The sequence below is a fragment of the Streptomyces sp. 13-12-16 genome, assembly GCF_002114215.1.
GTDB lineage: Bacteria > Actinomycetota > Actinomycetes > Streptomycetales > Streptomycetaceae > Streptomyces.
The window spans coordinates 1-12,191 of sequence record NZ_NCTE01000201.1 but is presented as its reverse complement, the minus strand read 5'-3'; the positions used below and the strand labels follow the sequence as shown (position 1 = coordinate 12,191).

Annotated in this window: 17 protein-coding genes; 3 read left to right on the top strand and 14 right to left on the bottom strand. The window is 71.4% G+C overall.

The window, feature by feature from the left end:
• A partial coding sequence (locus tag B7767_RS09415; protein ID WP_256923378.1) for a winged helix-turn-helix domain-containing protein occupies positions 1-708 on the bottom strand: 708 nt, incomplete at its 3' end.
• A 250-nt stretch (positions 709-958) separates the two neighbouring features.
• Here B7767_RS09415 and B7767_RS09410 point away from each other — a divergent pair.
• The gene (locus B7767_RS09410) at positions 959-1,144 is read left to right on the top strand and encodes a hypothetical protein (protein ID WP_085571783.1); all 186 of its coding nucleotides are present in this window, start codon (positions 959-961) and stop codon (positions 1,142-1,144) included.
• A gap of 169 nt (positions 1,145-1,313) precedes the next feature.
• Here the strand turns inward: B7767_RS09410 and B7767_RS09405 are convergent, their stop codons facing one another.
• Together B7767_RS09405 and B7767_RS09400 are read right to left on the bottom strand one after the other, a co-directional pair.
• Entirely contained in the window at positions 1,314-2,570 is a 1,257-nt protein-coding gene (locus tag B7767_RS09405) for a GNAT family N-acetyltransferase (protein ID WP_085571782.1), read from the bottom strand.
• A 57-nt stretch (positions 2,571-2,627) separates the two neighbouring features.
• The gene (locus tag B7767_RS09400; RefSeq protein ID WP_085571781.1) at positions 2,628-3,260 is read right to left on the bottom strand and encodes an aerial mycelium formation protein; all 633 of its coding nucleotides are present in this window, start codon (positions 3,258-3,260) and stop codon (positions 2,628-2,630) included.
• Between the two features lie 177 nt (positions 3,261-3,437).
• On the opposite strand from B7767_RS09400, the gene dtd reads away from it, so the two are divergent.
• Complete coding sequence (gene dtd / locus B7767_RS09395; protein WP_030864202.1) at positions 3,438-3,863, top strand: D-aminoacyl-tRNA deacylase; 426 nt, start codon at positions 3,438-3,440, stop codon at positions 3,861-3,863.
• A gap of 69 nt (positions 3,864-3,932) precedes the next feature.
• Here the strand turns inward: dtd and B7767_RS09390 are convergent, their stop codons facing one another.
• From B7767_RS09390 to B7767_RS09365, 6 genes are all read right to left on the bottom strand, one after another.
• The gene (locus B7767_RS09390; RefSeq protein WP_085571780.1) at positions 3,933-4,898 is read right to left on the bottom strand and encodes a folate-binding protein YgfZ; all 966 of its coding nucleotides are present in this window, start codon (positions 4,896-4,898) and stop codon (positions 3,933-3,935) included.
• Between the two features lie 9 nt (positions 4,899-4,907).
• Positions 4,908-5,345, bottom strand: coding sequence for a Fur family transcriptional regulator (locus B7767_RS09385; protein WP_030864194.1), 438 nt, complete (start codon positions 5,343-5,345; stop codon positions 4,908-4,910).
• A gap of 32 nt (positions 5,346-5,377) precedes the next feature.
• On the bottom strand, positions 5,378-5,953 hold the full coding sequence (locus B7767_RS09380) for an FABP family protein (RefSeq protein ID WP_073934294.1): 576 nt from the start codon (positions 5,951-5,953) through the stop codon (positions 5,378-5,380).
• A 229-nt stretch (positions 5,954-6,182) separates the two neighbouring features.
• On the bottom strand, positions 6,183-7,064 hold the full coding sequence (locus B7767_RS09375) for a hypothetical protein (RefSeq protein WP_085571779.1): 882 nt from the start codon (positions 7,062-7,064) through the stop codon (positions 6,183-6,185).
• A complete protein-coding gene (locus B7767_RS09370) occupies positions 7,061-7,885 on the bottom strand; it encodes a hypothetical protein (RefSeq protein ID WP_306297952.1) in 825 nt (274 codons plus the stop codon). Before B7767_RS09370 ends, B7767_RS09375 begins: the two co-directional genes overlap by 4 nt.
• Positions 7,882-8,565, bottom strand: a complete 684-nt coding sequence (locus B7767_RS09365; protein ID WP_256923377.1) for a hypothetical protein — start codon at positions 8,563-8,565, stop codon at positions 7,882-7,884. The genes B7767_RS09370 and B7767_RS09365 overlap by 4 nt, the downstream gene beginning before the upstream one ends.
• Before the next feature lie 311 nt (positions 8,566-8,876).
• On the opposite strand from B7767_RS09365, the gene B7767_RS09360 reads away from it, so the two are divergent.
• Positions 8,877-9,239, top strand: a complete 363-nt coding sequence (locus tag B7767_RS09360) for a DsrE family protein (RefSeq protein WP_085571777.1) — start codon at positions 8,877-8,879, stop codon at positions 9,237-9,239.
• Positions 9,240-9,249: 10 nt separating this feature from the next.
• On the opposite strand, the gene B7767_RS09355 is transcribed toward B7767_RS09360, so the two are convergent.
• From B7767_RS09355 to B7767_RS09335, 5 genes are all read right to left on the bottom strand, one after another.
• Positions 9,250-9,549 carry a DUF3099 domain-containing protein gene (locus tag B7767_RS09355; protein WP_085571776.1) on the bottom strand — a complete coding sequence of 100 codons (300 nt, stop codon included), beginning with the start codon at positions 9,547-9,549 and terminating at the stop codon, positions 9,250-9,252.
• A gap of 87 nt (positions 9,550-9,636) precedes the next feature.
• Positions 9,637-9,924 carry a DUF1416 domain-containing protein gene (locus B7767_RS09350; RefSeq protein ID WP_004986406.1) on the bottom strand — a complete coding sequence of 96 codons (288 nt, stop codon included), beginning with the start codon at positions 9,922-9,924 and terminating at the stop codon, positions 9,637-9,639.
• A 42-nt stretch (positions 9,925-9,966) separates the two neighbouring features.
• Positions 9,967-10,812 carry a sulfurtransferase gene (locus tag B7767_RS09345; RefSeq protein ID WP_085571775.1) on the bottom strand — a complete coding sequence of 282 codons (846 nt, stop codon included), beginning with the start codon at positions 10,810-10,812 and terminating at the stop codon, positions 9,967-9,969.
• A gap of 129 nt (positions 10,813-10,941) precedes the next feature.
• Positions 10,942-11,049 (bottom strand): putative leader peptide, encoded by a 108-nt coding sequence (locus B7767_RS49270; RefSeq protein ID WP_352380029.1) that lies wholly within the window; start codon positions 11,047-11,049, stop codon positions 10,942-10,944.
• A gap of 196 nt (positions 11,050-11,245) precedes the next feature.
• Entirely contained in the window at positions 11,246-11,989 is a 744-nt protein-coding gene (locus tag B7767_RS09335; RefSeq protein WP_085571774.1) for a DUF2993 domain-containing protein, read from the bottom strand.
• Positions 11,990-12,191 lie beyond the last annotated feature (202 nt).

Sequence of the window (12,191 nt, the reverse complement as noted above, 5' to 3'; positions counted from 1 at the left end):
CTGCGCGTCGTACGTCTCCAGGTACTCCTGGTCGATCTGCGCCTTGCCGCGCGCCAGCGTGTAGTAGGCGAACAGCGCCTCCTCCCCGTTGAGCAGGTACAGCTTCACCGGCGGGGTGAAGGGCAGCGCGCGGAAGGAGACGTGCACGTCGACGCCGTGGGTGGCGCGCAGCGCGAGCAGATTGTGGCGCAGCACCTGCCCCTGGGCGTTGCGCTGGGCCAGCCACCGCTCGTGCACCGGGTCCTCGTCGCCGTCGCGCCCCTCGACCGGCACCGGGAAGGCGAGGTCGATGTCCCGGCTGGGCAGCAGCACCCGCAGGTCGACCTTGGCCGGTTTCAGCCGTCCGGAGTGGATCCGGCGCAGCGGCTCCCCGAGCGCCAGGGTGAGGGAGATCGAGGTCAGGCAGACGGCGTCGATCTCGACGTGCTCGGCCTCGAAGGCGGCGGCGATCCTGGGCGCGAGGCCCACGGTGGTGGGCAGCGGGGGCACCGAGGGGCCGGTCGGCGCCCTGCCGGGGCCTGCGGCGACGGTCGCCGGGGCGCCCTTGGAGACGTTGGTGAGCAGTTGCTCCGACTGCAGGATGCGCAGCGCCTGGCGCACCGCGGGGCGCTCCACGCCGAACTCGGCGGCGAGCTGGGCCTGGGTGGGCATGCGCTGACCCGGCTGCAGCGCCCCGGACCTGATCCGCGCGCGCAGTTCGTCGGCCACCTCACGGTGTGTCCTCTGTGGCCGTTGCGGCTTCTTCCGCCCATTGACGGAGACGTGTTCCGGGTCCACGACAGAACACTACAACTTCCCGCCATCTTCGGGCAGTTCAGCGAAGGGTGGTTATAAGCCTCTTCCAAGTGGCTATAACTAACAGCAAGTTGGTAACCAACTCCTACAACCTGGTCGGCCGCCCCAAGGGTTGGTCGACGGGAGAAGGAACGGGAACCGGGAACGACAAGGGGGGACCGCCATGCCGCTCGTCGCCATCGTCCTCGCAGCCCTGGCCATCGGGTTCGAGCAACTCGTCCAGTGGAAGTACGGGCCGATGGGAATCATCGCCTTCGTCGCCCTCACCGTGGGCATCAAGGCACGCAACACCACGATCAGCGGCATCGGCGCGGTCATCCTCGTGATGCTGCTCGCCCAGTCCGGCTGACAGCACACCGCACGGACCGCCGGCCGGGCTCCCTTCCGGAGGGGAGCCGGGAGTCCCGTCGGCGGGCACCACCCGCACAACAACCACAACCGAACAGCTCGCTACGGATGAGGACCCACCCGTCGTCGGCGGAAGGAGGCAGGCGGCAGGAGCGCGGGAGCGACAGCGCTCAGAACACGTCCGGGCACCACGGTCGCCTGGAAGTACGCAGCAGGGCGTCGGCCTGACGGGCGGCGCCCGCTCGTTCTTCCCGGACCCGGCCCAGCGCGGCCAGCCGCACCGCGGACTCGTCCCCCAGCCACAGCACGGACAGCTCGGCGACGTCCAGCGTCAGATCGGCGCTCTCACCGGTCGGCACACAGACCCCGGCCCCGTCCGCGGACGCCTCCAGCCGGTAGCGCCCCCCGGCCAGGCCGGCCCGGTCGGCCACCTCCAGCACCAGCGACCCCGCGGCCCCGTACGTCCGCGCCTCGAGGGCCCGTACGACGTCCAGCATCCGCACCCACATCCAGTCCGCCTGCGTGGTGACGGCGGCGGCACGCGGGTCCGGCAGGAAGTGCGGGAGCAGATCGTCGGGCGCCCGCCAGCCGCTCTTCACCTTCACCACCCAGTCGATGGAGCACAGGTAGAGCCACAGCGCGCGCTCGGCCGCCGGGGTCACCCCGGTCAGCCACTTCACCCGCACCGTGTTCAACGGCTGTTTGGCGTCCCCCCAGTTGTCGTCCGCCGTGTAGGCGACCATGCCCTCGACCTCGCCGCCGGCCGAGCGGTACACCGCGTAGTACGGCTCGTGGAAGGTCGGGTGGAAGCGCACGGCGCCGGTGGTCGTCCGCCACCACAGCTCGTCCCGGCTGACGGCACCCGGCTGGATGCGGCGCAGCCGCTCGTGCAGCTCGGGGCCGAACTTGCGGACGTCCTCCGCGTCCACGAGGTCGACCCGGCCGCCGTCCTCCGGGCCCGCCCGGCGCGGGTCGAGACCGGCGCGCGGCACGTCGATCGTCCACTCGGTCGCCGTGGTGGCCGGCCCGAAGCCGTACCGCCCGTAGATCGGGTACTCGGCCGCGATCAGCGTCGCGACGACGTCCCCGCGCTCCTTCGCGGCGGCGAGATCCCGCTCCATCATCCGGGTCAGCAGTCCGCGACGGCGGTGGGTGGCGGTGACGGTGACGTTGGTGACGGCGTCGGCGGGCACGGTCGCCCCGCCGACCACCGTCAGCTCCTGTGCGAAGGACCGGAACGTCGCGACGCAGCGCCCGCCGTCGAAGGCCCCCGTCGACCGGCCGGGCGTGAACTGCGCCCGGCGCGCCTCGATGATCTCCTCGGACAGGGTGGGCTCCCGCAGGAACCCGACGTTCATGGCCCGTTGCCAGTCGGCGAACTCGGACTCGGTGATCGGACGTACGTCGACATCGGCGCGGGAGGTCATGGGATCACGGTAGGTCGGCCGCGCGCCGGGTGTCGAAGAGGTTTTCCCCCGGCCCGCTCACACGAGCAGGTCGTCCACCTGCGCCTCCCCGTCCCGGTACCGGCGCGCGATCTCCGCGCTGCACTCGTCGGCCGTGCGCTGCAGCCGCTGCCGTCGCCGGGACACCTGCTGCTCGCAGAGCACGAGCCGCCCCATCGCGGTGTGCAGCTCCCCGTCCGTGCGGGCGCCCAGGTCGGAGAGCTCCACCTCGGCGAGCGTCTCGGCCGCCAGCCGCCGGTACTCCTCCCCCTGCGGCGTCCCCAGCGTCACGTGCCGGGCGGAGGAACGGTGCCGGGCCGGGGTGTCCCGCAGGATCTCCCCCAGCCGCTCGACGACGGACGCCTCCTCCGGCGCGACGACCGAGGGTGTCTCCTCCGGCAGGCGCCGGGCCAGCTCCGCCCGCAGGATGTCGATCCGCCCCTGCAGCAGCCGCCGTACGTAACTGAGGTCGGCCTCGTCGCGCTGCGCGTCGCGCCGCACCGTCCGCAGCTCGGCCAGGCTGAGCACGATCAGATCGTGCACCGCCCGGTCCTCGGGCAGCACCGGGCTGTCCGTGCGCTGTGTGGGCGGCCGGCAGAACTCCCGTTCCCCGATCCCCGTCTGGGTCGACGAGACAGCCCCGGGCGGCTGTCCGATCCCTGGTGTGCTCATATGCCTCAACCGTCCCCTCGACCGGCATGTGCCAGCATCGTGCCACCCCGAGCGGCCACATTGTGAGCGAGTGCCCCCGATCCACCCCAGATGGGCGTTAAGGAGTAAAAATAGCCCGGCCGGGGCCCTCCGCGGGCCGCCGTCGGCCGTCTGTTCGCCGACCGGCATGATGGTCGTATGCGAGCAGTGGTGCAGAGGGTCGACGGCGCGAGCGTGGTCGTGGACGGCGAGACGGTGGGGGCGATCGAGGGCGAGGGGCTGTGCGTCCTCGTCGGCGTCACCCACGAGGACACCAAGGAGAAGGCGGCGCAGCTCGCCCGCAAGCTCTGGTCGGTCCGGATGCTCCAGGACGAGAAGTCCTGCAGCGACCTCGGCGCCCCGCTGCTGGTGATCAGCCAGTTCACCCTGTACGGCGACGCCCGCAAGGGCCGCCGCCCCACCTGGAACGCCGCCGCCCCCGGCGACGTCGCCGAGCCGCTGGTCGACGAGGTGGTCGCGCAACTGCGCGCGCTGGGCGCGACGGTGGCGACGGGCCGCTTCGGCGCGAAGATGAGCGTGTCGCTGACCAACGACGGCCCGTTCACCGTCCTGCTGGAGATCTGAGCCGTACGGCCCCGGGCTGGACCGTGCGGCCGGGGCCGATCCCTACGGCTCGGGGCCGATCCGTACCGCTCAGGGCTCGACGACGGTCTCCTGCGCGGCGGCCGTGTCCCCCGCGAGCAGCCGCGCGTCCACCGGCACGTTCCGCTTCACCAGCGCCAGCGCGACCGGCCCCAGCTCGTAGTGGCGTACGGACGTGGTGACGAACCCGATCTTCCGCCCGTCGGGGCCGTCGTCCGCGACCCGGATCTCGGTCCCCGCCACCGGCAGGTGCACCTCGCTGCCGTCCAGGTGCAGGAAGACCAGCCGGCGCGGCGGCTTCCCCAGGTTCTGCACCCGGGCGACCGTCTCCTGCCCCCGGTAGCAGCCCTTCTGCAGGTGCACGGCGCTGCCGATCCAGCCCAGCTCGTGCGGGATGGTGCGGTGGTCGGTCTCGAAGCCGAGCCGCGGCCGGTGCCGCTCGACCCGCAGCGCCTCGTGCGCGAGGATCCCGGCGGGCGGCCCCGCCTTCTCCGCGTACGACTCCAGCTCGCCGCGCGGCAGGAACAGGTCCCGCCCGTACGGCGTCTCGCGGACCGCGGTCCCCTCGGGCACCTCCGCGATGGACCCGGCCGGCAGGTGCACCACCGCGATGTCGGCGGTGCGGTCGGCGACCTCGACCCGGTAGAAGAACTTCATCGACTCCAGGTACGCGATCAGCGCCTCCTGGGTGCCGGGCTCGACGTGCGCCCAGACCGTCTCCCCGTCGTCGACCAGGTAGAGCGCGTGCTCGATGTGGCCGTTGGCGGAAAGTATCAGCGCCTCGGTGGCACGGTGCGGCGGCAGGTCACTGACGTGCTGGGTGAGCAGCAGGTGCAGCCAGGCCAGCCGCTCCGGACCGGAGACGGTGACGACCCCGCGGTGGGACAGGTCGACGAAACCGGTGCCGTCGGCGAGGGCGCGCTGCTCGCGGAACAGGTCGCCGTAGTGGGCGGCCACGCCTTCGTCCACGCCCTCGGCGGGGACGGCGCCGGGCAGGGTCAGCAGGGGGCTCTTCATGCGCCTAGCCTACGACTCGGTGGCCGGGGCCTTCCGGGAGCAGTCCTCGCACCGGCCGAAGATCGCGAAGTGCTTCATGTCGGTGTCGAAACCGAACTGCTCGCGCAGCTTGGCGGTGAACTCGGCGGCCACCGACAGGTCGGCCTCGATCACGTTCGTGCAGTCCCGGCAGACCAGGTGGATGTGGTGGTGCCGGTCGGCGAGGTGGTAGGTCGGCGCACCGTGCCCGAGGTGGGCGTGGCTGACCAGCCCCAGCTCCTCGAGGAGCTCCAGCGTGCGGTACACGGTGGAAATGTTGACCCCCGACGCCGTCTTCCTCACTTCGCCGAGGATGTCGTCGGGGGTCGCGTGTTCCAGGGTGTCCACGGCTTCGAGCACGAGCTGCCGCTGCGGGGTCAGCCGGTAGCCGCGCTGCCTGAGGTCGCTCTTCCAGTCGGTGCTCACCACACCCACGAGTCTAGGACCTCTCGGGCGGGGGCCTACTTGAAGAAGGCGATCCCGTCGTCGGGCATGTCGTCGGGCAGGGCCTTGGCCCAGCGCTCGACCTCCTCCGGGGTGACGACCTTCTTCAGGTGCGCCGACATGTAGGGGCGCAGCTCGACCTCGGGGGTCTGCTTCTCGCCGACCCACATCAGGTCGCTCTTGACGTAGCCGTACAGCCGCTTGCCGCCGTTGTAGGGCCCCGAGGCGGCGGTGCGCGCGACCGCGTCCGTCACCAGGTCGATCTGCGGCTTCTGGTGCGCGAGCTCGCCGTACCAGATCTCGATGACGCCGTCGTCGCGGGTCATGGTGACCTCGACCTTGCGGTCCGCGTCGATCCGCCAGAAGCCGTGCTCCGACTCCAGCGGGCGGACCTTGTTGCCGTCGCCGTCCAGCACCCAGGTGTGGGAGCTGTACTCCAGGAAGTCCCGGCCGTCGTGGGTGAACGTGACCTCCTGGCCGAAGTTGCACTTCTCGGCGCCGGGGAAGTCGTGCACGCCCGCGCCGGCCCAGTTGCCGAGGAGGAAGGCGAGCGGGACGAGGTCCTTGTGCAGGTCGGACGGGATCTCGATCATGAGCGGAACTTCCTGGCGTCGGTGATCAGCGCTGGCCCTGGTACAGCTTCTTCACGGTCAGCCCGGCGAAGGCGAGGACGCCGACGGCAACCAGGACCAGCAGGGCTTCGAAGAAGATAACCACGGGGTGCTCCTTGAGCGGGGGGAGTGCGGTGGTGTGCACAGGGCCGGTCCCCAGCTTACGCGGCCGGGGCCGGCCCCTGTCGTGCGAGGTGGTGCCTCCCGTGCCTCAGCCCAGCAGCTGGCTCTGCAGCACGACCGTCTGCCGGAACGGCACGGCGGGCGCGGTGCCCTTCCGGGACTGCAGCACGACGGCGAGGACGTCACCGGCGGCGAGGTAGGCCTGGCGGTCCTGTTCCTCCCCGTACGGCTCGGTCTCGACCTGGGCCGAGCGCTGGACCCCCGCGACCTCCGACTTCACCGGGAACGACTCGTCGTTCTCGGTGAAGTCGGCGCCCTTCACCGGGTAGGCCGAGATGTACGAGAAGTGGGGCTCGAAGAAGGAGTTCTCCACCACGGCCGCGGTGTCGAACCGCAGCAGGTAGATCCTCGTCCGGGTGCCGTCCCCGGTCGTCCAGCCGCGGGCCGCGATGTGCCGCAGCCCGGCGTCGACGAGCTCCTGCCGGAAGGTGTCCCGGTTGTCCTCCTCCGCGTACTCCTCGAGGAAGTCGTCCGTCGCCAGCCAGCCGTCCTCGCCGCGCAGCGCCTTGTTCTCCTTCGCCCCCGCCGGGGCGGGCAGCAGGAGGGCGCGCAGGTCGGCGTGGTGGGTGCCGGCCGGGTTGGACTCCTCCTGGGGTCCGGGGCTGCCGGCGGGCAGCGGCGGCTTCGTCAGCTCCGGGTAGTCCCACCGCCCGTCGGACGCGGTCGCCAGGCCGGGTACGTCCGTCCGTTCCATCCGGGTGATCCCGTACGCCGTGCCCGCGCCGGCCACGGCGAAGACGGCCACGGCGGCGGTCCAGCGCAGGGCGGCCCGCAGCACCCGGCGGTCCTTGCGCGGCGGCGGCCCGGGATCGGCCACCGCCTCCGGTACATCCGGTGCGGCCGGTGCATCCGGTGCGGCCGGTGGCTCCGTGGGCGGGGCGGGTACGAGGATCTGCGGCTGCTCGGTCATACGGCCTTCCCCGGTTCGTCGATACGGTCGAGCTGCTCGCGGAACAGTGCGGCGACGCTCTTGGTGTCCAGCGGCTTCGCGCCGTCCGCGGTGAGGGTGACCAGGACGTTCCCGACACGGGCGGAGCAGTGCATCATGTCGAGGCCGCCGTCCGCGTCCGCCGGTGGCAGGAAGCACTGGGCGTCCTCGTGGCCCTTGATCTTCGGCCCCTTGCGGAAGATGTCGAGGGCGTCGAGGAACTCGGTCTGGAACCGCGCGAAGTCCCGCACGGCCGCCTTGTTCTCCATCCGGGCGAGCACGATGCCCACGGTGTGGACCTCGTCCTCGTTGTAGACGCTGTTCGATCCGCTGGTGTAGCTGCGCATCGCCATGCCCTCGATGCGCCAGCCGTCGATCTCCTTCTCCAGCCGCTTGCGCTCGGAGCGCGGCAGATCGCGCAGTGACTCCTTCTGCAGTGCCGTGGCCCGGCCGCCGCTGAGCTGAGTGTCCGAGCCGAACTCGCCGAAGTCGGGCCCCGGGAACCAGTCGGACCCGTACGGTACGAGCGTCCCGGCCAGCCCTTCCGGCTCGGCCTTCTCGCCCTCGGCCGCCGCCTCCTTCGGGAACCTCCACTCGGGCGCGGCGGCGTCGCGGTCGGCGCCGTCCACGGTCACGACGGTGTACCCGACGCCCGTGACGACGGCCCCGGCCAGCAGCACGGAGCCGACGACGGACGCGACACGGCCCCACCGCACGGGCCGCTTCGCGGGGACCGCGGCGGGGGTGCCGTCGGGGACGGGCGGGGCGGGCGGGACGGGTGCCGGGTTCTGTGTCTCGTTCACAGCCGCTCCATCTGCCGCTCGGCCAGATCCATGATCATTTTCTTGGGGACCGGCTTGGTTCCGTACACCCAGATCTCCATGGAGATGTCACCGCGCCAGGCGTGCGCCTCCGCGCTGTACAGGGGCTCGTAGCCGGGTTCGGCGTAGGGCTCGCCGTGGACGTACGCCCTGCCCTCCCCGGTGCCGGGGATGACCCAGCTGTCCGTGTCCCCCTCGTCGTCCGCCCAGTACTGGCTGTTCTCGACGTTGCCGACGGCCCCCAGCACCTCCTCCTGGCGGAACTGGACCAGCCGGATCTCCACGCTGTAGTCCTTGTCGTCGAGCCAGCCGACGACGGCCGCCCGGCGGAACCCCTCCATGGCCAGCTGTCCGAACATCGAGCCGGACTCCTCGTAGTTGCCGGCGTACTCGGCGAGGTCCATCCAGCCGTCCTCGCCCATCGGCCAGTCGGGCTCCCGCGTGCCGCGCGGCTTCTTCAGCAGCAGTTCACGCAGGTCGCCGTCGATCCTCACGCGGCGGTCCCGGTCGGCCGGCAGCGGCTCGGGCGCCTCGCCCTTCGCCTGCGCGAGCACCGGCTGCGACAGCGGCGGCAGCCTGGTGGGCTCACGGTCGGCCTGGACGAGGTATCCGGTGCAGGTGCCGGCGACCACGCCGAGCACGGCCGCGGCGGCGATCAGCACGGCCGTCCGCCCCCGCCGGCGTTTCCGGGGCGCCTCCGGAGCCGGGACCTCCGGCGTTTCCGGAGTCTCGCCCACCGGTGTTTCCGGAGCCGGGGCCTCCGGCGTTTCCGGAGTCTCGTCCACGGGTGTCTCCGGGGCCGGGACGGCCTCCGGCGCATCCTCGGATCTCGGTGCGTCCGGGGCGTCGGTCGCTTCTTCGGGTTGTTCCAAGACGTCCCCCACAGAAGGTGAAGCGCGTATTCCATCCACGCGCGCACAGGAGACCCACAGGTGGCGACCGAAGTTGTAGCGATCATGATTACGATTCGGTCATGGCGAAGAAGCTTGTGATCAAAGTGACCGCGGGAACCGACGCACCCGAGCGCTGCTCGCAGGCGTTCACGGTGGCGGCGGTGGCCGCGGCCAGCGGGGTCGAGGTCTCCCTGTGGCTCACCGGCGAGTCCGCGTGGTTCGCCCTGCCGGGCCGCGCGGCCGAGTTCGAGCTGCCGCACGCCGCCCCGCTGCCCGACCTGCTGGACTCGGTCCTGGCCACCGGCCGGATCACCCTGTGCACCCAGTGCGCGGCCCGCCGCGACATCACCGAGAAGGACGTCCTCGAGGGCGTACGGATCGCCGGCGCGCAGGTCTTCGTGCAGGAGGCGATGGCGGACGGGACGCAGGCGCTCGTCTACTGAGCGGCCCGCCCTACCGGGGCCGCTTCCTGCCGTCCAGCTCGTCCCACCACTCGTCGGACTCCGGGTCGCCATGGGGGTCCCCCCTGCTCGAGCGGAGCCGAGAGCTTGGGGGAGGATCGTCCCACCAGCGGTCCTCCGGCCCCCGCCGGTTGGCGATCACCGCGGCGACCGGCGGGATGACCATGGCCACGAGACACATGCCCACGGCCGCCGGCACCGACCACAGCCGCACCACGCCCCAGGCCAGGACGAACAGCCCGATGCAGGTGCCCATCATGGCGAAGTAGACGTGCCGCCTGCGCGCGTACATGGGTCCAGCGTAGGTCCGGACACGCCGAAGGGCCGCACCCCGGGCGTCCAACCCGTGGGGTGCGGCCCCTCGGCCGTTCCCGTGTCCTCAGACCGCGATCGCGACCTCGGCCAGACCGCCCTGCTGGGCGACGACCGTGCGGTCGGCGGTGCCGCCGGGCACCAGGGCGCGGACGGTCCAGGTGCCCTCCGCCGCGTAGAAGCGGAACTGTCCGGTGGCGGAGGTCGGGACCTCCGCGGTGAACTCGCCGGTCGAGTCCAGCAGACGGACGTAGCCCGTCACCGGCTCCCCGTCGCGGGTCACCTGACCCTGGATGGTGGTCTCACCGGGCTTGATCGTCGAGGCGTCCGGGCCGCCGGCCTTCGCACCGCACATGTCTTACTCCTGAAGGGGTCTGGAAAGGTCGGTCGGGAGGGACTACTTGCCGGAGCCGAGCTCGATCGGCACGCCGACGAGGGAGCCGTACTCGGTCCAGGAGCCGTCGTAGTTCTTGACGTTCTCCACGCCGAGCAGCTCGTGCAGCACGAACCAGGTCAGCGCGGAGCGCTCACCGATGCGGCAGTAGGCGATGGTGTCCTTGGCCAGGTCCACCTGCTCGGCCTCGTAGAGCGCCTTGAGCTCGTCGTCGGACTTGAAGGTGCCGTCGTCGTTGGCGTTCTTCGACCACGGGATGTTGGCGGCCGACGGGACGTGGCCCGGGCGCTGCGACTGCTCCTGCGGCAGGTGGGCCGGGGCGAGCAGCTTGCCGGAGAACTCGTCGGGCGAGCGCACGTCGACCAGGTTCTGGTTGCCGATGGCGGCCACGACGTCGTCGCGGAAGGCACGGATGGACGTGTCCTGCGCCTTCGCCTTGTAGTCGGTCTTCGGGCGCTCCGGCACCTCGTCGCCGGGGACCAGCTCGCGGGCGTCGAGCTCCCACTTCTTGCGGCCGCCGTCGAGGAGCTTGACGTTCTCGTGGCCGTACAGCTTGAAGTACCAGTAGGCGTACGAGGCGAACCAGTTGTTGTTGCCGCCGTAGAGGACGACCGTGTGGTCGTTGCCGATGCCCTTGTCCGACAGGAGCTTCTCGAAGCCGGCCTGGTCGACGAAGTCACGGCGGACCGGGTCCTGGAGGTCCTGCGTCCAGTCGATCCGGATGGCGTTCTTGATGTGGTTCTTCTCGTAGGCGGACGTGTCCTCGTCCACCTCGACGATGGCGATGCTCGGGTCGTCCAGGTGCTCCTGGACCCAGTCGGCGTCGACCAGGACGTCGCTGCGGCTCATGTTCTTTCTCCTCCGGGGCAGTTGCGGCGGGGCGTGCGGGTGAGAGGGTGCGCGGCCCCACGGGGCCGGCGCACGGGTGCCCTCAGCGGGGGCGGGGCGGGAAGGCGGACGTCGACGTCCGCTCAGAAGTCAGAAAGAACGACAGAGCATGGCGGCGACACGGCACAGGTCCACTGCCCGCCGCTTCGTGAGATCCGCCTGTCCCCCCGAACGGAGGACGCTCGTCTGATCCTGCATGGGTCCGATCGTAAGGAGGGACGGGCGGGCGTGTCACCGGTGTGTCGCATTCTGAGACACGATCGTCCGTAATACGGGACAGGGTATCGGGGGAGCGGCCCCTCCCGCCCCCCGGTCCCTCCCGGCCCCGCCCTCGCATCTGCCCTGCGGACGCCCTCGTCTCGCCTGTCGGACAACGCCCCCGTCGAACCACTCCCTACCCGACCAGACGGACGTCGGAACCCTTCACCGTGATGTCCACGCCGTCCTCCGCCGCCTCGACCTTGTCCAGCCGGATGCCGCCGGGCAGTCCGTCGATCCTCTGCTCGAAGTCGGTGACCCGCCGCACGCTGGACTCGACGATCTCGACCCCGCCGAACGCCGGTACCGCGTCGGCCTTCACGCGCACGGTGTCGCCGTCCACGACCGTCACGGAGCTGAGCACGGCGACCGGCTCGGGCAGCTCGGCGCCCAGCACGGTGGCCTCCAGCTCGACCTTGATCTTCCCGTTGCCGCCGTCGGACAGGCCGACGATCCTGGCGGTGACGCCGGGGGCCACCCGGCCGGGCTCGGCCCCGCCGGCGGTCTTCAGCAGGTCGTCGTAGGCGAGGGTGGCGGTGCCGGTGGCGCTGTCGGCGACGGCGGAGCTGAAGTCGGTGGAGAAGTCGACGCCGCGCATGTCCGCGCGCAGGTCGGCGATGCGGATCCGCTCGGCGCCGTCGCCGGTGCCGGCCTCGTAGTCCTGGATCCCCACCTCCACCTCGTCGAGGGTGCCGCCGGCGAGCTGGGTGAGGAAGGGGAAGCCGTTGATCGACACGTCGGGGGTGCTCGCCAGGTTCTCGGTCGCCTTCAGGCGGTCCGCCGCCTCGCCCTCGGCGAAGTCGACGGCCACGCGGTCGACGACGACGAAGATTCCGCCGAGTATCACGATGACGATGAGCAGTATTCGCAGTGCGCGCATGCGGTGGCCCCCACCCGGCGGTTTCTTCGGTGTCGTACCCGACGACCGGCGGCCGTCCTGCGCGAGAGTAACGCCGTGGGGGGTGGGGGCCGGAGGATTGTGGATCACCTGTGACAGGAGCCCTGCCCGCCGGCCGTCAGCCGACCAGCCGCCCCAGGACGTACACCGCGGGGGCCGCCGCGGCCAGCGGCAGGGCCACGCC